The following is a 16,622-nucleotide window of genomic DNA, read 5'->3' on the forward strand; positions in this document are numbered from 1 at the left end:
AAGCCGCCGCCGGTCCCCGCTGCGTCAGGGCAGGCGTCGGCCGCTGCGGAGCAGGGCCTCGAACTCCGCGGCGGGCATGGGCCGGCTGAAATAGTAGCCCTGGACCTCGTCGCAGTGGTGCTGGCGCAGGAAGTCGCAGTGCTGCTCGGTCTCCACGCCCTCGGCGATGACCTTGAACGCGAGGTTGTGCGCGAGCGAGATGACGGCCAGCACGATGGTCGCGTCGCCCGGGTCGGTGAGCATGTCGCGCACGAAGGCCTGGTCGATCTTCAGCGTGTTCGCGGGGAAGCGCTTCAGGTAGCCCAGGTTGGAATACCCGGTGCCGAAGTCGTCGATGGACAGCTTGACGCCGACGTCCCGGAGCCGGCCGAAGGTGGCGATCACGTTCTCGACGTCCTGGGCGATCAGGCTCTCGGTGAGCTCCAGCTCCAGCAGCTCGGGCGGCAGGCCGGTGGTGCGCAGCGTGTCCGTCACCCAGCTCACCACGTCCTGCTGCAGGAACTGGCGCGCGGAGAGGTTCACCGCCACGGTGACCGGCGGCAGCCCGGCGTCCAGCCAGGCCCGGGCCTGGGTGCAGGCGGTGCGCAGCACCCAGTCGCCGATCGGCACGATCAGGCCGGAGTCTTCCGCGATCGGGATGAACTGGGCGGGCGGCACCATGCCCAGCTCGGGGTGGTGCCAGCGCAGCAGCGCCTCGCAGCCGGTGATGCGGCCGCTGTCTAGGCTCACCATGGGCTGGTAGACGAGCTGGAGCTGGCGCATCGCCACGGCGTCGTGCAGCCCGGTCTCCAGGCTGACGCGGCGCTGCGTCTCCTCGCTCATCTCGCGCGTGAAGAACTGGTAGGTGTTGCGGCCCAGGTTCTTGGCGCGGTACATGGCCACGTCGGCGCTGCCGATCAGCGCGTCGGCGGACTCGCCGTCCTGCGGGAACACGGCGACGCCGATGCTGCCGGTCAGGTGGACCTCGCGGCCCTGCACGACGAACGGGGCCTCCAGGGTCTGGACGATCTTCTGGGCGACGACGTAGGCGTCGGCGGCCTGGCGCAGGTCGGCCAGCAGGATCAGGAACTCGTCGCCGCCCTGCCGGGCCACGGTGTCGCCCTCGCGCACCAGCGCGGCCAGCCGCTCGGCGGCGGCCTTCAGCACCGCGTCGCCGAACGGATGGCCGTAGCAGTCGTTGATGACCTTGAACCGGTCCAGGTCGAGGAACAGCAGGGCGAGCAGGCGGCCGGTGCGGCGCGCGTGGGCGATGCCCTGCTGGATGCGGTCCTGCACCAGGTTGCGGTTGGGCAGGTCGGTCAGGCCGTCGTGGGTGGCGAGGTAGCGGATGCGCTGCTCGGCCTGCTTGCGCTCGGTCACGTCGCGGCCGACGGCGACGACCACGCCGTGGTCCTGCGACAGCACGGCCGACCACGTCAGGTACACGACCCGGCCGGACTTGTGCAGGAAGCGGCATTCGAAGTCGCGCATGCGCTGGCCCTGCAGCACGGCCTGGAACTCGTGCTGGAAGGACGGCAGCGCATCGGGATGGACCCGCTGCCCGACGTGGGTGCCCACCAGTTCGGCGGGCTCGTGGTCCAGGATGGCCTGCGCCGCGGCGCTGACCTCCAGGAAGCGGCCGTGCACGTCCAGCGTGCAGATCAGATCCAGCGAGTTCTCCAGGATCAGCGTCTTCATGTGCTCGAGCCGGTTCTGCTGGCGCCGGCTGCGGGCCGTGTCGAGCGCGCGCGCCACCGCCGGGACGAGCCGGGTCATGTTGTCCTTGAGCACGTAGTCGTCGGCGCCGAGCTTCAGCGTCTCGACCGCGACGTCTTCGCCCACCGTGCCGGAGATCACGATCACCGGCAGGCCGAGGTCGGTGTTCCGGATCACGCCCAGCGCGCCCCGGGCGTCGAAGGACGGCAGCCTGTAGTCGGACAGCACGATGTCCCACGGCCCGTCGCGCAGCGCGTGGCGCAGGTCGGCCTCGGTCTCGACGCGCTGCGCGCGCACGTCGTAGCCGGCGCTTCGCAGCGCCTCCTGGACGAGGAGCGAGTCGTCCTCGTTGTCCTCGACCATGAGGGCGCGCAGCGGCGTCATGGCGCGGGCTTCCTCGCCGGGATCTCGTTGAGCAGCAGCCAGTACAGGCCGAGCTGGCGCACCGCATCGATGAACTGGGCGAAGTCCACCGGCTTGCGCACGTAGCTGTTGGCGCCCAGGCTGTAGCTGGCGACCAGGTCCTGCTCCTCGCGCGAGGAGGTGAGGACCACCACCGGCAGCAGCTTGGTGCGCTCGTCGGCGCGGATGCAGCGCAGCACCTCCAGCCCGTCGATCTTGGGCAGCTTGAGGTCGAGCAGGATGACCGAGGGCGAGACGGTGCCGCCCTGGCGGTCCGGGCCCAGCAGCAGGTCCAGCGCCTCGGCGCCGTCGCGCGCCACGGTGATGGTGTTGGAGATGTGGTTCTGCTCGAAGGCGAGGATGGTCAGCTCCTCGTCGTCCGGGTTGTCTTCGACGAGCAGGATGGTCTTGTCGTTCATGGGATCGTGCTCTCAGAGGGAAAAACGGAAGGTGGCGCCCTTGCCGGGTTCGGCCTCGGCGCGGATGCGCCCGCCATGGCGGCTGACGATGCGCTGCACGGTGGCCAGCCCGATGCCGGTGCCCGGGAACTCCGTCATGCGGTGCAGCCGCTGGAACGGCGCGAACAGCTTGCCCGCGTAGCGCATGTCGAAGCCGGCACCGTTGTCGCGGACGGTGAAGACGGTCGCGCCGTCCTCGTGGCCGGCGGTGAAGGCGATGCGGGCGTCGGGCGTCCGGGAGGTGAACTTCCAGGCGTTGTCCAGTAGGTTCTCCAGCAGGATGCGCAGCAGGCGGGGATCGCCCTCGGCGGCCAGGCCGTCCTCGACGTGGAGTTCCACCTGGCGCCCGGGGGCGGTGTTCTGCAGGTGGGCGAGCACGTCGCGGGCGATGGCGCTGAGGTCGACCCTCTCGCGCTGCATCTGGTCGCGCGAGACGCGCGAGAGCTTGAGCAGGTCGTCGATCAGCTCGCCCATGCGGTGCGTGGCGGCCAGCACGCGGCCGAGGTAGCCCTGCGCCGTGGGGTCGAGCGCGCTGGCGTGTTGCTTGGCCAGGATCTCGGTGAAGCCGGCGATGCCGCGCAGCGGCGCGCGCAGGTCGTGCGAGACGGAGTAGCAGAACGTCTCCAGCTCCTGGTTCAGGGCCTGCAGCTCCCGGGTGCGCTGGGCGACGCGCTGCTCGAGTTCGGCGTTGAAGGCGAGCAGCTGGGTCTGGGCCTGCTGCAGCGTGGCTTCGGCGCGCGTGCGCATTTCCACCTCGGCGGACAGCGCGTCGAAGTTCTGCTTCAGGCGATCGGCCATGTCGTTGAAGGCGCGGGCCAGCACGTTCAGCTCCTCCAGCGGGCTGCCGGGCAACTGCTGGCCGAGGTCGCCGGCGGCCAGCGCCCGGGTGGCGTTGGAGATGCGCCGGATCGGCGCGGTCACCTTCGCGGCCAGGACCGCGGCGACCGCGAGCGACAGCAGCAGGGCGAGGGCGAAGATCATCGCCGAGCGGCTGTTGCCGGTCTGGATGCCGGACAGGTAGTGCGATTCCGGCATGGCCGTGACCATGATCCAGTCGTCGTGGCCGCCGCTGCGGTCCTCGTAGGCCGTGGCGCGGGCCAGCCAGGTCTCGTGCGACAGGGGCTTGGAACTGATCCGGGTGAAGCGGAACGGATGGTCCTGCGGCAGCTGCTCCAGCCCCCCGGGCGTGTCGTCCCCGAGGTGGCCGACCGCCGCGGCCACCACGGGGTCGTCCGGCGGCGCGGACGACGCGACGATGCGGCCGGCGCGGTCGACGATGAAGGCGCGGCCGTGCACGGCCACCGGCAGGTCGCCGAGCAGGCCGGCGATGGCCGCGGCGTCCGCCGTCCCGGCGTGCGCCAGGTGCTCGTCCAGCTGCAGATTGATGTTCTCGGCGATCTCCTGGTGCAGCCAGGTGGCGAGCCGGTCCGAGTCCTGCGCGGCGCTGCGCAGCGTGACGTAGGCTGTCGCGCCGACCATCACCAGGACCAGCACGATGAACGGCGCGAGGATCGCCATGCGCAGCGGGATGCCGGATTCCGCGGCTTGCGCCGAGGCGCCCGGCCGGCCGCGGCCGGATTCCCAGACCCACTGCCGGCGGCCCAGCGGGCGCTCCTTCACGTGGCTGGGGATGTCGGCCCAGAAGAAGCCCAGCCGGCGCGCCAGCGGCAGGGCGGCCAGCATGGCCGGCGGCGCGATCAGCCAGGTGATGGCGGTGGTGAAGAGCAGCGCCGGCGTGACGGTCCGGTAGGAGATCTCCGGCGTGAACTGGGGCGCGCACAGATAGCCCCACAGCACCGGCTCGATGGCCAGGAACAGCAGCACGAAGCCCAGGTAGGCGCCCCAGGTCCGGCCGCGCCGGAAATCCGGGTCCTTGCCGATCAGCTGGTAGGCGATCCAGAAGCACGCCGGGTTGATGAAGTAGCCGGGCAGCCAGTCCAGCAGGAAGCCGGGCGGCACGCCCTCGATCAGGTCGGACAGGCCGTAGGCGAACGGCACCGTGACCAGGGCCGGGTAGCCGAACAGCACGATGCACAGGAACACGACCAGGTCCTTCAGCGACTCGAAGGTCTGCGCGCCCGGCACCAGCACGAAGAACGAGCCGAGCCAGCCGGTGACGATGACCAGGACCAGGGTGAGCGGGATGCTCGAGAACGCCTTGGTGTTCCAGGTCTGGCGTTCCCGGCCCAGCCTCCAGCGGCCGCCGGGGCGCAGCGTGAAGCGGCCGAAGGCGAGCAGCATCAGCCCGAACCCCAGCCAGTAGCCGAGGCGGCCCCACACCTCGAGCAGCGGCAGCGGAACGGCCGCGAAGGCTTCCTCGATCGCGTGGACGATGGCGTTCATCATGTCCGCGCCGCCGCTTCGCAGGGGGCGGCCATCTGCCGGAACGTGGCCATCGACAGGGCCGGCCGGAACGGGCGCGCATGCCCGGGGGCGGTGATGTCCGGGGGCGCTGCGGAGAAGGAAGCCTCGAACTCCATGGGCTGCTCGGCCGTCGACTGCGATGCGGGGAGCATAAACCGCTTTGTCGCGGTGTCAGCGCTGCGCTCCCTGCGCGTCGATGCGGGGCTTCGCCCGTGGCGCAGCCAGGCCGCAAACCGGTCCCACGCCCCTGGGACCGGGGGCCATCGCCTGGCGGTCAGTTCACCGGCGCGCCGGCCTCGAACCAGCGCTTGACCAGCGCGCGCTCTTCCTCGGTCATCTGCGTGGCGTTGGACAGCGGCATCAGCTTGAGCACCGCGGCCTGCTGGTAGACGGCCTGGGCGTGCTTCTTCAGCCCTTCGGCCGTATGCAGGTCCACGCCCTTTTGCGCCAGCGCGGCGTTGTGGCACATGGCGCAGCGCTGGTCGACGATGGCGCGCATCTCCGCATAGCCGGCGGGCTGGGCCTCGGCGGCCTTGGCGGCGGCCAGCTGCTCGGCGGTGGGCGGCTTGGGCGCCAGCCAGGCGACCAGCACCAGCAGCACTGCCACGCCGGAGATCGCGAACTCCCAGGGCGCGCGCTTGTGCTGCACATGGGCCTTGTGGCGCGCGACGAAGCTGTGGCGGATCAGCGCGCCGGCCAGCATCAGCAGCACCAGCACCAGCCAGTTGTGCGGGCCCTGGTACAGCCAGCCGTAGTGGTTGGACAGCATGGCCACGATCACCGGCAGCGTGAGGTAGGTGTTGTGCACGCTGCGCTGCTTGCCGCGCTGGCCGTGGATCGGGTCCGGGTTGCGGCCGGCGCGCAGCTGCGCCACCACCTTGCGCTGGCCCGGGATGATCCAGAAGAACACATTGGCGCTCATGGCCGTGGCGATCATCGCGCCGACCAGCAGGAAGGCGGCGCGGCCGGCGAACAGCTGGCACGCCAGCCAGGAGGCGAACACGATGAACACGAACACCAGCACGCCGACCTTCAGGTCGCCGCCGGGGCGCTGCCCGAGCGTGCGGCAGATGAGGTCGTAGATGAACCAGAACGCGACCAGGAAGCCGAGCGAGGCCCCGATCGCGGCGCCGGGCGACCAGTCGAACACGCTCTTGTCGACGAGGAAGCTGCCCGCATTGAACAGGTACAGCACCGTGAACAGCGCGAAGCCGGTCAGCCAGGTCGAGTAGCTCTCCCAGTACGACCAGTGCAGGTTGGTCGGCAGCGGGCGCCAGCGCGGTGCCACCATGTACTTGTTGGAGTGGTAGAAGCCGCCGCCGTGCACGGCCCACAGCTCGCCGTCCACGCCTTTTTGCTTCAGGTCGTCGTGCTCGGGCGGCGTCAGGCTGCTGTCCAGCAGCACGAAGTAGAACGAGGCCCCGATCCAGGCGATCGCGGTGATGACGTGGAGCCAGCGCAGCAGCAGGTTGGCCCAGTCGAGCAGGTAGTGGTCCATCACGGGTTCTCCGGCCGCGCCTCCGGCGCGCGGCAATGTGTTCTTGGCATGCACCCCACCACGGCGGGCTCTGTGGGGCGTGACGGTCGCGTCCCTTGCGCGGCAGCGGCAACCTGGGGCCTCTGCACGCGGAACCCGCTGCGACCGGTTTCCTGACTGTATGCAGTTTAACGCATGATTTGCACAGGGTTAACCCGCAGCATGCGCCGCCATGCAAGGGAAAAGCAGAGATCGGCATACCCATGACGGGAAGTCCGGCTTGCACGAACCGGAGTTTCTGTACACAATGAAAGCCATTCATCGTCTTCAATCCATGGCCCGCAAATCTGCCACTCCCCTGCGCATCGTGGAGCCTGCACGCGCCGGCCGCGAGGCGCCGAGCACCACCGACCAGATCGTGGAGTCCATCACCAACGCCATCGTGGAGCAGCGGCTGATGCCCGGCACCAAGCTGGTGGAGCAGCAGATCGCCGACGTGTTCGCGGTCTCGCGCACCGTGGTGCGCCAGGCGTTGAACCAGCTGGCGCGCAGCCGGCTGGTCACGCTGCTGCCCGCGCGCGGCGCCTTCGTCTCCACCGTCAGCGCCGAGGAGGCGCGCCAGGTGTTCGAGCTGCGCCGCCTGGTCGAGGGCGGCATGGCGCGCGAGCTGGCCGCGCGCATCACCGATGCCCAGGTGGCCGAGCTGCGCGCGCACCTGCGCGAGGAGCAGGACGCCGTCAGGCGCGGCGACGTGACCGGCCGCACGCGGCTGCTGACCGATTTCCACGTGGTGCTGGCCCGGCTGCTCGGCAACGACGTGCTGGCCGAGCTGATCTCCGACCTGCTGTCGCGCTCGCAGCTGATCCAGCTGATGTACCAGAGCGGCCATTCGGCCGAGCACTCGCAGACCGAGCACATCGAGATCGTCGATGCGCTGGCCCGGCGCGACGGCCGCACCGCCGGCAGGCTGATGGAGCAGCACATCAGCAGCGTGGAACGCAACTTGCGCATGGACCCGCGCACGCCCGACCTGGCCGCGGTGCTGCGCCCGGCCAGAAAAACCATGAACGAGACGACATGACCGCTACCGCATCTTCCGACCGCTACCCGCGCGACCTGCGCGGCTACGGCCCCAACCCGCCGCATGCCCGCTGGCCCGGCGGCGCCCGCGTGGCGCTGCAGTTCGTGCTGAACTTCGAGGAGGGCAGCGAGAACTCGGTGCTGCACGGTGATGCCGGCAGCGAGCAGTTCCTGTCCGAGATGTTCAACCCCGCGGCCTTCCCGGCCCGGCACATGAGCATGGACAGCATCTATGAATACGGCAGCCGGGTCGGCGTCTGGCGGCTGCTGCGCGAGTTCGAGCGGCGCGGCCTGCCGCTGACCGTCTTCGGCGTCTCGATGGCGCTGGAGCGCAACCCCGAGATCACCGCCGCCTTCGTCGAGCTGGGCCACGAGATCGCCTGCCACGGCTGGCGCTGGATCCACTACCAGACCATCGCCGAGGAAGTCGAGCGCGAGCACATGGCGCGCGGCATGGAGATCATCCAGCGCCTGACCGGCCAGCGCCCGCTGGGCTGGTACACCGGCCGCGACAGCCCCAACACCCGTCGCCTGGTGGCCGACTACGGCGGCTTCGGCTACGACAGCGACTACTACGGCGACGACCTGCCGTTCTGGCTGCAGGTGAAGAAGACCGACGGCAGCCTGGCGCCGCAGCTGGTGGTGCCGTACACGCTGGATTGCAACGACATGCGCTTCGCGCTGCCCCAGGGCTTCAGCCACGGCGATCCGTTCTTCGAGTACCTGAAGGACGCGTTCGACGTGCATTACGCCGAGGGCGACGAGCGCCCGGCGATGATGAGCATCGGCATGCACTGCCGGCTGCTGGGCCGGCCGGGCCGCATGCGCGCGCTGCAGCGCTTCCTGGACCACGTGCAGGCGCACGACAAGGTGTGGGTGACGCGGCGCATCGACATTGCCGACCACTGGCGCCGTACCCATCCGTTCGACGCCGCCACCGCTTTCGTCTGGGAGTGACCCGCATGCTGACCCTCGCCCAACTCAATCAGGCCGACCGCGACACCTTCGTGCGGCTGCTGGCTGGCATCTATGAATACTCGCCATGGATCGCCGAGCGCAGCCACCTGCGCCGGCCGGCCGATGGCTTCGTCTCGCTGGCCCAGCTGCAGCATGCGATGGTCAGTGTGGTGCGCGACGCCAGCGAGGACGAGGTGCTGTCGCTGATCCGCGCCCACCCCGAGCTGGCCGGCAAGGCCATGGAAGCCAAGACGCTGACCGAGGAGAGCACGCACGAGCAGAACACCGCCGGGCTGACCCACTGCAGCCCCGCCGAGCTGGAAAAGATCCAGCGCCTGAACGCCGAATACAACACCCGCTTCGGCTGGCCCTTCATCCTGGCGGTGCGCGGCCCGCGCGGCACCGGGCTGACGCGCGAGCAGATCATCGCCACCTTCGAGCGCCGCGTCGGCGGCACGCGCGAGTACGAGTTCGCCGAGTGCGTGCGCAACATCCACCGCATCGCCCAGCTGCGGCTGAACGAGAAGTTCGGCTACCAGCCCACGCTGGGCGAGCAGGTGTGGGACTGGGCCGAGGCGCTGGCCCGCCACAGCGAGCCGGGCTATGCCGAGCACGGCCAGTTGACCGTGACTTACCTGACCGACGCCCACCGCGCCTGCGCCGCCCAGCTGGCGGACTGGATGCGCGACAGCGGCTTCGACGAGGTGGGCATCGACGCCGTGGGCAACGTGGTGGGCATCTACCACGGGCAGGACAAGCAGGCCCCGCGCCTGCTGACCGGCAGCCACTACGACACGGTGCGCAACGGCGGCAAGTACGACGGCCGCCTGGGCGTGCTGCTGGCCATGGCCGTGGTGCGCCAGTTGCACGCCCAGGGCCGCCGCCCGCGCCAGACGCTGGAAGTGGTGGGCTTTGCCGAGGAGGAAGGCCAGCGCTACCGCGCCACCTTCCTGGGCTCGGGCGCGCTGGTCGGCCAGTTCGACCCGGACTGGCTGGACCAGGCCGATGCCGACGGCATCACCATGCGCCAGGCGATGCGCGACGCCGGCCTGCCGGCCACGATGGAAGCCATCGGCGCGCTCAAGCGCGACCCGGCCCTGTACCAGGCCTTCATCGAGGTGCACATCGAGCAAGGCCCGGTGCTCGACGACATGGACCTGCCGCTGGGCGTGGTCACCTCGATCAACGGCAGTGCCCGCTACCGCGGCGAGTACGTGGGCGTGGCCAGCCATGCCGGCACCACGCCGATGAACCGCCGCCGCGACGCCGCCGTGGCCGCGGCCGAGCTGGCGCTGTATGCCGAGGCCCGGGCCTCGGCCGACGAGGGTTCGGTGGCCACCGTGGGCATGCTGGAAGTGCCCAACGGCTCGATCAACGTGGTGCCCGGGCGCTGCAGCTTCAGCCTGGACATGCGCGCGCCCACCAACCCGCAGCGCGACGCCATGGTGGCCAACGTGAAGCAGCAGGCCCAGCGCATCGCCGAGCGCCGCCGCGTCAGCCTGACGCTGGACGAAACCATGATCGCCTCGGCCGCGCCGTCGCACCCCGACTGGCAGGCCCGCTGGGAGGCCGCGGTGCGCGCCCAGGGCCTGCCCGTGTTCCGCCTGCCCAGCGGCGCCGGCCACGACGCCATGAAGCTGCACGAGCTGGTGCCCCAGGCCATGCTGTTCGTGCGCGGCGGCAACGCCGGCATCAGCCACAACCCGCTGGAAACCGTGACCGCCGACGACACCGAGCTGGCCGCCCGCGCCTTCCAACACCTGATCGAGCACCTGTGATGACGACTGCCTACCAACAACTGGACGACTGGATCGACGCCCACTTCGACGAGCAGGTTCGCTTCCTGCAGGAACTGGTGCGCGTGCCCACCGACACGCCGCCCGGCAACAACACTCCGCACGCGCTGCGCACCAAGGAGCTGCTGCAGGGCTTCGGCTTCGAGGCCCAGGCCCACGCGGTGCCCGCCCAGACCGTGCACGACTACGGCCTGCAGTCCATCACCAACCTCGTGGTGCAGCGCCGCTACGGCCCGGGCGGCCGGATCGTGGCGCTGAACGCGCACGGCGACGTGGTGCCGCCCGGCGAGGGCTGGACGCACGACCCGTACGGCGGCGAGGTCGCGGACGGCCGGCTCTACGGCCGCGCCGCGGCCGTCAGCAAGTGCGACTTCTCCACCTTCAGCTTCGCCGTGCGCGCGCTGGAGGCGGCCGGCATGCCGCTGGCCGGCGGCGTGGACCTGCTGTTCACCTACGACGAGGAGTTCGGCGGCGAGCTCGGCCCGGGCTGGCTGCTGGCGCAGGGCCTGACCAAGCCGGACCTGGAGATCGCCGCCGGCTTCAGCTACCAGGTCGTCACCGCGCACAACGGTTGCCTGCAGATGGAGGTCACGGTGCACGGCCGGATGGGCCACGCGGCCGTGCCCGAGACGGCCGTGGACGCGCTGCAGGCCGCCACGCGCATCCTCTCGGCGCTGTACGCCGAGAACGGCGAGCTGCGCAAGACCCGCAGTGCCGTCAAGGGCATCAACCACGGCTACATCAACGTCGGCCAGATCGCCGGCGGCACCAACACCAACGTGGTGCCCGGCAAGGTGGTGCTGAAGGTGGACCGCCGCATGATCCCCGAGGAGGACCCGGTGGCGGTGGAGGCGCGGCTGCGCGGCATCATCGAGCAGGCCGCCGCGGGGCAGGCCGGCATCACGGTGGAGATCAAGCGCATCCTGCTGGCCCACGCGATGCAGCCGCTGCCCGGCAACAAGCCGCTGGTCGACGCCCTGTGCACCCACGCCACCGCGCTGTTCGGCGAGCCGGTGGAAGCCTGGGGCACGCCGCTGTACACCGACGCGCGCCTGTTCTGCGAGCGCGGCATCCCGGCCGTGATCTACGGCGCCGGCCCGCGCACGGTGCTCGAATCCAACGCCAAGCGCGCCGACGAGCACATCGTGCTGGAAGACCTGCGCCGCGCGACCAAGGTCGTCGCGCGCACGCTGGCCGACCTGCTGAAGGCCTGAGCTGCGCGGTCCTTGCCCTGGCGCCACGCCAGGGTGGCGGCTCGCGCCTGCGCCTGGGGTCCGGCGCACCCCGCCGTGGGGGCGGTCGATGCGTTCGCCGCTTCCGACGGCCCAGCTCTGACCGTCCGGCGGCGGCGCTACAGCAGCGGCTCGAACAGCAGCGTGCGCCGGGCGCTCTGCGCCGTTTCCTGCTGCAGCTGCGCGGCGGCTTCGGCGGTCAGCGGCGCCCAGCAGTCCGGCTCGACGAACAGGCTGCGGAAGGTGGCGGTAGCCGCGCCGGTGGGGTCGCGCAGCACGATCAGGTTGTTGCTGTCGTACAGCTCGCTGCGCGGGTCCATGTTGTACGAGCCGATCAGCAGCACGTCGTCGCCGATCGCCGCGGCCTTGGCGTGCAGCGAGCCGTGGCCGGGCTTGAGCTCGAACACGCGGATGCCGCCTGCGATCAGCGCGGCGGCCTGGCGGTAGAAGGCGGCGTTGACCGGCCGCAGGTCGGTGGTGGCCAGCGCGTTGGTCCGCAGGTTGACCGTGATGCCGGCCGCCGCCGCCTCCAGCAGGCAGGCGCGCAGCGCGCGCAGCGCGGGGCTGCTGCGCCCGTCGTCGTCCAGGAACAGGTAGGCGCTGACGATGTCGATGGTGCCGCCGGCGCCGCTGGCCGCCAGCGCGCGGACGTGGCGGACGTAGGTGTCGGTGATCGCGGCCTCGCCGGGGCCGGACAGGCCGTTGACGATGCAGCCGTCCAGGTCCGCCAGCGTGCGCACCGGGCCGCCGGGCGCGGGCAGGGCGGGCGCCGGGGCGGCGGGCTCGGCGGCCACAACGGCCACCGTGGCGGGCGGCGCGGCCGCGCCTGCGACGTCGTGGCCCGCGGCCCACAGCGCCTCGAAGGCCGCCAGGTGCTCCAGGCTCGCCGGCCGGCTGTCCTGCGCATGGATGTCCAGGTCCCAGAACGGATGGCCCTGCGGCGGATCGGGCCGCTGGTAGGCATCGGCCAGGTTGCGCCCGCCCATGATGAAGCGCCGGCCGTCGGCCAGCAGCAGCTTGTGGTGCGTGCGGTGCAGGAAGGTGTGCAGGCCCGCCACGATGGCGGGCAGCTGGTGCAGCGGGCCGGCCGCCGGCAGCCCGTCGGCGAACCAGCCCAGCGGCTCGCGCGCCAGGCCGGCCAGGTGGCCGAACACCTGGGCGGCCTGGGCCAGCGGCGAGGCGGACGGCGCCTGCGCCGGCGCGCGCAGCGCGTCGATCCAGCGCCGGGGGAACAGCGGGCTGCCCTGCAGCGCGGCGACGACCTGGCTGGCGTTGCCGGCGGACAGGCCGGTGATGAAGGCGTCGGCGTCGATGCCGGCCTCGGCCAGCGCCTGCAGCCAGTCTGGCGGCGGCGCGCCGTACTGGCGCACCTGCAGGCCGGGCTCGGCGGCCAGGGCGCGCAGTGCATCGGTCTGGCGCACGGTCATCAGGTAGTCGGCCAGCAGCCGCACGCGCACGCCGCGCCGCGCCGCGGCCCGCAGGTCCTGCAGCAGCTGGGCGGTGGTGGCGTCGCCGGGTTCGACGATGAAGTAGGCCAGGTCCAGCGTGGCGGTGGCCTCGGCGATCAGCGCGCGCTTGGCCTGCCAGGCCTCGCCGTTGCCGGCGAACAGCCGCAGCCCGTTGAAGCGGGTGGCGGGCGGCGGCGGGGTGTCTCCGGGGGCCGGCGCGCTGGCGAGGCGCTGGAACAGGGTGCTGGCGACGGCGATCAGGGTGGGGTGCATGGCAGGGCTCCGGATGCGAGGGGAGGGCCGGGCGGCGCGGGCCGGACGGGGAGGGTGAGGCGCAGGCAGGTGCCACCGGCGCCGGAGCGGATGTCCAGCCGCGCGCCGGCCGCGGCGGCGCGCTGGCGCATGCCGGCCAGCCCGTGGCCGACGGTCGGGCTGGCCGTGGTGTCGAAGCCCTGGCCGTCGTCGCGGATCTCCAGCACCAGCCGGTCCGGTGCCGGGGCGGCGAGGGTCTCGAAGGTGATGCTGCGCGCCCCGGCGTGCTTGACCACGTTGTTGACGGCCTCCTGCACGAGGCGCAGCAGCTGCAGCGCCGCCGCGGGTGGCAGCACCAGCTCGTCGGGAAAGGCGTCCATGCGCCAGTGCAGCTGCAGGCCGATGGCCTGCAGCCGGGGCTGCAGCCGAAAGCGCAGGTTGGCCAGCTGCGTCAGGAGCTCGCCGGTGCCCGAGGCCGAGGCGTCGACGATCAGCCGCAGCTCGTCCAGGCAGGCGCGCAGCGCGCCGGCCAGGGCCGGGCCCTCGCCCGGGCTGCGCTCGGCCAGGCGCAGGGCCGCGTTCAGCTGCAGGCCCAGGCCGTCGTGCATGTCCTGCGTGATGCGCCGGCGCTCGTCGAAGGCGGCGCGTTCGCGCGCCAGCTCGGCGCGCGCGGCGGCGCCGGCCGAATCGACGACCTGGTCGACCAGCATCCAGCAGATCAGCAGCGCCAGCGGCACGCCCACGTAGTGGGCGACGTAGCTGGTGTCGAACGGCAGCAGGTTGGCGGTGATCAGCAGCTCGCGCACGGTCAGCGGCACGTACAGCCAGGCCACGGCCGCGGCCAGCACCGCCGGCGCCGTGCGCTGGCGCCAGGCGTGCCGGGTGACCGCGGCCAGCAGCAGCGCGGAGCCGGGCGCCCACAGGCACAGCCACAGCCCGATGACCCAGCCCAGCGGCACCCAGCCCTGGAAGGCCGCCCAGATGCCGGCCATGCCCAGCAGGCCCACGGCCGGCAGCGCCCGCTCCAGCCGCGGCCAGTGCCGGCCCGCCAGCCGCAGCAGGAACGGCGTGAAGAAGATGAAGAACCAGCCCTGCGCGGAGTTGACGGCCAGCGCGTAGGCCAGCGGCGGCAGCGGCACGTCCTGCACGAAGTAGTTCGCGTAGCGCAGCGCCCAGGCCAGCATGGCCAGGCCGAACAGGCCGTACAGCGGCGCGCGCCCCATGCGCCACCAGCAGGCGATGCCGATGAAGGCCGCCACCAGCGCGACGGCGAACGAGACGATCGCGCCCTTGACGTGCAGCGCGTACAGGAAGGCGTGCTCGTCGCGCAGCGGCTGCGGCGGCCCCACGCGCACCGTGCCCAGCCCGCCGTTGGCGTTGCGGTAGGCGTAGACGCGGATGTCCAGCCGGTTGGCGCCCGGGCGCAGCAGCGGCGCCGGCACCTCGACGAAGAACGGCGTGTTCCAGTTGCGCGTGACGGGCTCGTGCATGCGCCCGCCGGAGAGCACGCGCACGCCGTTCACGAAGAACTCGCCGTTCATCGACAGCCGCCGCACCAGGATGCCGACGCTGCCGCCGGCGGCAGCGTCGTGCCGGAAGGCCATGCGGTACCAGCCGATGCCCTGGGCCTCGCGCCGCGTGGCGGACCAGCTGTCCGGCAGGCGCACCGGGGCCCAGTCCGCGCCGTCCGGCGGCGGGGCCGCGTCGTCCCGCAGCACGAAGTCCGCCTGCGTGATCACGGCCACGGCCTGCGCGGTACCGGCCGGCGCCGGCACCGGCCATAGTGCCAGCAGCAGGCACCAGGCGGCGATGCACGCACCCATGGACGTCCGCGGCGCCGCTAGCAGTCCAGCAGGCCGAGCTGGCGCGCCTCGTAGACGGCCTCGGTCTTGCTGTGCACCTCGAGCTTGGCGTAGATGCTGCGCACGTGGGCCTGCACCGTGGAGGTGGCGATGCCCAGGCAGGCGCCGGCCTCGTGGTAGCTGCAGCCGCGCGCCACCAGCCGCAGCACGTCGTGCTCGCGCGCCGACAGGCCCTCCATGCCGCCGGTGCGCGGCTGCGCGCGGGCCGGCGGGGCGGGCGCCTGCGCGCGCCAGCGGCCCAGCAGCTGGCGCGCGATGATGGGCGACATCGGCGAGCCGCCGGCGTGCAGGGCCAGCACGTGGCGGGCCAGCTCGTCCTGCGAGCCGTCCTTGAGCAGGTAGCCGCGGGCGCCGGCCTCGAAGGCCTGCACCATGTGCGCGGCGTCGCCGAAGGCCGAGATCACCATCACCTCGCAGGCCGGCTGCACGCGCCGCGCGTGGCGGATCACCTCCAGCCCCGGCAGGTCGGGCAGGCCCAGGTCGACCAGCAGCACGTCGACCGCGTGGTCGGCCATCCAGCGCTGCATGGACGCGCCGGTGCCGCAGGCGTGCAGCAACCGCAGCTGGGGGTTGGCGGCGATGGCCTGGACGAAGCGCTCGCGCACCGCGGGTTCGTCCTCGACCAGGGCCACGGCGACGTGGGGGCTCGGCATGCCGCAAGCTTGGCCGCCGCGCGGCGCTACCACAAGTGCCGCAGGTCATGCGCATTGGCAGAAGTGATGAAGCCCGGCCCCCGCACTACCAGCTTCTAACGATGCCGGCCGGCCCCGCCGCGCCTACCTTGTGCAGTGCGGCGGTCGATCCTGGCCGCTGTGACCATCAACCCGTCGATTCAAGGAGTACGCCATGACGACATCGAGGAAGCCGAGAGAAGAAGACCTGCCCCGGCTGGCAGGTCAGGCCGTGGAGCGCGCGCTGGCCGCGCGCGGGTCGCTGCAGGAACTGAGCCCCGAACAGGCCGGCCAGGTCGGCGGCGCGCTGTCGCTGCGCGAGGTCGCCGTGCTGCAGCAGCCGGTGCTGCAGATCCGCCCCGGCGACTGGGTGGGGCCGCTGCTGGCGCAGGGCCTCGGCCAGGCGGTGGCCAACCCGGCGGTGAACGTCGCCGTGGGCCTGCAGCGCCAGTTCTGAGGCGCGGCCATGGCCTCCGATCCTTCGGTGCCGCTGTGCCCGAGCGCCCATCCGGACCTGCCCGGGGCCCGGGTGTTCGCCGTCGTCGTCGGCAGCGTGGACCAGCCGCGTGCGGACTACCTGGAGCACGCCGTGCCGCTGACGGGCGAGATCCGCGCGCTGGCGGCGCCGGTGGATCCGGCCGAGGTCTTCCGCATGGCCTCGCCCTGCGTGGGCTCGGCCTGCGGGCATTTCGACGCGGGCGGGCACGTCTGCCGGCTCGCGCGCAAGACGGCGGCGCTGGCGCCCATCGTGGTCGAGCGCCTGCCGCGCTGCGCGATCCGCCCGCAATGCGTCTGGTGGAAGCAGGAGGGCGTCTCCGCCTGCCGGCGCTGCCCGCAGGTGGCGACGCTGAACTTCAAGCCCGGCGAGGCCATCCGCGCGGCCGCCGATCCGGCCGTGCCGCTGGCGCAGGCACGGGCGTAGGGCCGG

Annotated in this window: 13 protein-coding genes; 6 read left to right on the top strand and 7 right to left on the bottom strand. The window is 72.0% G+C overall.

The window, feature by feature from the left end:
- Positions 1–24 precede the first annotated feature (24 nt).
- From QM782_RS19090 to QM782_RS19105, 4 genes are all read right to left on the bottom strand, one after another.
- Entirely contained in the window at positions 25–2,079 is a 2,055-nt protein-coding gene (locus QM782_RS19090; protein ID WP_415204467.1) for a putative bifunctional diguanylate cyclase/phosphodiesterase, read from the bottom strand.
- On the bottom strand, positions 2,076–2,516 hold the full coding sequence (locus tag QM782_RS19095) for a response regulator (protein ID WP_415204468.1): 441 nt from the start codon (positions 2,514–2,516) through the stop codon (positions 2,076–2,078). Before QM782_RS19095 ends, QM782_RS19090 begins: the two co-directional genes overlap by 4 nt.
- A 12-nt stretch (positions 2,517–2,528) precedes the next feature.
- Positions 2,529–4,898 carry an ATP-binding protein gene (locus QM782_RS19100; RefSeq protein WP_415204469.1) on the bottom strand — a complete coding sequence of 790 codons (2,370 nt, stop codon included), beginning with the start codon at positions 4,896–4,898 and terminating at the stop codon, positions 2,529–2,531.
- Between the two features lie 295 nt (positions 4,899–5,193).
- Positions 5,194–6,417 (bottom strand): urate hydroxylase PuuD, encoded by a 1,224-nt coding sequence (locus tag QM782_RS19105; RefSeq protein WP_415204470.1) that lies wholly within the window; start codon positions 6,415–6,417, stop codon positions 5,194–5,196.
- Between the two features lie 313 nt (positions 6,418–6,730).
- Between QM782_RS19105 and QM782_RS19110 the strand changes: the two genes are divergently transcribed.
- The 4 genes from QM782_RS19110 to QM782_RS19125 are packed head-to-tail and all read left to right on the top strand — an operon-like array spanning position 6,731 to position 11,443.
- Entirely contained in the window at positions 6,731–7,477 is a 747-nt protein-coding gene (locus QM782_RS19110) for a GntR family transcriptional regulator (protein WP_415204471.1), read from the top strand.
- Positions 7,474–8,433 (top strand): allantoinase PuuE, encoded by a 960-nt coding sequence (gene puuE, locus QM782_RS19115; RefSeq protein ID WP_415204472.1) that lies wholly within the window; start codon positions 7,474–7,476, stop codon positions 8,431–8,433. The genes QM782_RS19110 and puuE overlap by 4 nt, the downstream gene beginning before the upstream one ends.
- Before the next feature lie 5 nt (positions 8,434–8,438).
- A complete protein-coding gene (gene uraD / locus QM782_RS19120) occupies positions 8,439–10,211 on the top strand; it encodes a 2-oxo-4-hydroxy-4-carboxy-5-ureidoimidazoline decarboxylase (protein ID WP_415204473.1) in 1,773 nt (590 codons plus the stop codon).
- Complete coding sequence (locus QM782_RS19125; protein ID WP_415204474.1) at positions 10,211–11,443, top strand: M20/M25/M40 family metallo-hydrolase; 1,233 nt, start codon at positions 10,211–10,213, stop codon at positions 11,441–11,443. The genes uraD and QM782_RS19125 overlap by 1 nt, the downstream gene beginning before the upstream one ends.
- 137 nt (positions 11,444–11,580) lie before the next feature.
- Here the strand turns inward: QM782_RS19125 and QM782_RS19130 are convergent, their stop codons facing one another.
- Genes QM782_RS19130 through QM782_RS19140 form a run of 3 tightly spaced genes read right to left on the bottom strand, consistent with a single transcriptional unit; the run spans position 11,581 to position 15,676 of the window.
- Positions 11,581–13,182, bottom strand: coding sequence for a phospholipase D-like domain-containing protein (locus tag QM782_RS19130; RefSeq protein ID WP_415204475.1), 1,602 nt, complete (start codon positions 13,180–13,182; stop codon positions 11,581–11,583).
- On the bottom strand, positions 13,167–14,984 hold the full coding sequence (locus tag QM782_RS19135; RefSeq protein ID WP_415204476.1) for an ATP-binding protein: 1,818 nt from the start codon (positions 14,982–14,984) through the stop codon (positions 13,167–13,169). The genes QM782_RS19130 and QM782_RS19135 overlap by 16 nt, the downstream gene beginning before the upstream one ends.
- A gap of 17 nt (positions 14,985–15,001) precedes the next feature.
- The gene (locus tag QM782_RS19140; RefSeq protein WP_415204477.1) at positions 15,002–15,676 is read right to left on the bottom strand and encodes a response regulator; all 675 of its coding nucleotides are present in this window, start codon (positions 15,674–15,676) and stop codon (positions 15,002–15,004) included.
- Positions 15,677–15,869: 193 nt separating this feature from the next.
- On the opposite strand from QM782_RS19140, the gene QM782_RS19145 reads away from it, so the two are divergent.
- Together QM782_RS19145 and QM782_RS19150 are read left to right on the top strand one after the other, a co-directional pair.
- Positions 15,870–16,151, top strand: coding sequence for a hypothetical protein (locus QM782_RS19145; protein WP_415204478.1), 282 nt, complete (start codon positions 15,870–15,872; stop codon positions 16,149–16,151).
- Positions 16,152–16,160: 9 nt separating this feature from the next.
- Positions 16,161–16,616, top strand: a complete 456-nt coding sequence (locus tag QM782_RS19150; RefSeq protein ID WP_415204479.1) for a nitrogen fixation protein — start codon at positions 16,161–16,163, stop codon at positions 16,614–16,616.
- Positions 16,617–16,622: the final 6 nt, after the last annotated feature.

Origin of the sequence: Pseudorhodoferax sp. (genome assembly GCF_047601025.1) — a bacterium.
Classification (GTDB): domain Bacteria; phylum Pseudomonadota; class Gammaproteobacteria; order Burkholderiales; family Burkholderiaceae_C; genus Pseudorhodoferax.

Bases quoted from the DNA above. Each gene is read 5' to 3' on its own strand.
- QM782_RS19135 (WP_415204476.1), bottom strand. From the start codon at position 14,984: ATGGGTGCGTGCATCGCCGCCTGGTGCCTGCTGCTGGCACTATGGCCG.
- QM782_RS19105 (WP_415204470.1), bottom strand. From the start codon at position 6,417: ATGGACCACTACCTGCTCGACTGGGCCAACCTGCTGCTGCGCTGGCTC.
- QM782_RS19090 (WP_415204467.1), bottom strand. From the start codon at position 2,079: ATGACGCCGCTGCGCGCCCTCATGGTCGAGGACAACGAGGACGACTCG.
- puuE (WP_415204472.1), top strand. From the start codon at position 7,474: ATGACCGCTACCGCATCTTCCGACCGCTACCCGCGCGACCTGCGCGGC.
- QM782_RS19140 (WP_415204477.1), bottom strand. From the start codon at position 15,676: ATGCCGAGCCCCCACGTCGCCGTGGCCCTGGTCGAGGACGAACCCGCG.
- QM782_RS19095 (WP_415204468.1), bottom strand. From the start codon at position 2,516: ATGAACGACAAGACCATCCTGCTCGTCGAAGACAACCCGGACGACGAG.
- QM782_RS19150 (WP_415204479.1), top strand. From the start codon at position 16,161: ATGGCCTCCGATCCTTCGGTGCCGCTGTGCCCGAGCGCCCATCCGGAC.
- QM782_RS19145 (WP_415204478.1), top strand. From the start codon at position 15,870: ATGACGACATCGAGGAAGCCGAGAGAAGAAGACCTGCCCCGGCTGGCA.
- QM782_RS19125 (WP_415204474.1), top strand. From the start codon at position 10,211: ATGACGACTGCCTACCAACAACTGGACGACTGGATCGACGCCCACTTC.
- uraD (WP_415204473.1), top strand. From the start codon at position 8,439: ATGCTGACCCTCGCCCAACTCAATCAGGCCGACCGCGACACCTTCGTG.
- QM782_RS19100 (WP_415204469.1), bottom strand. From the start codon at position 4,898: ATGAACGCCATCGTCCACGCGATCGAGGAAGCCTTCGCGGCCGTTCCG.
- QM782_RS19130 (WP_415204475.1), bottom strand. From the start codon at position 13,182: ATGCACCCCACCCTGATCGCCGTCGCCAGCACCCTGTTCCAGCGCCTC.
- QM782_RS19110 (WP_415204471.1), top strand. From the start codon at position 6,731: ATGGCCCGCAAATCTGCCACTCCCCTGCGCATCGTGGAGCCTGCACGC.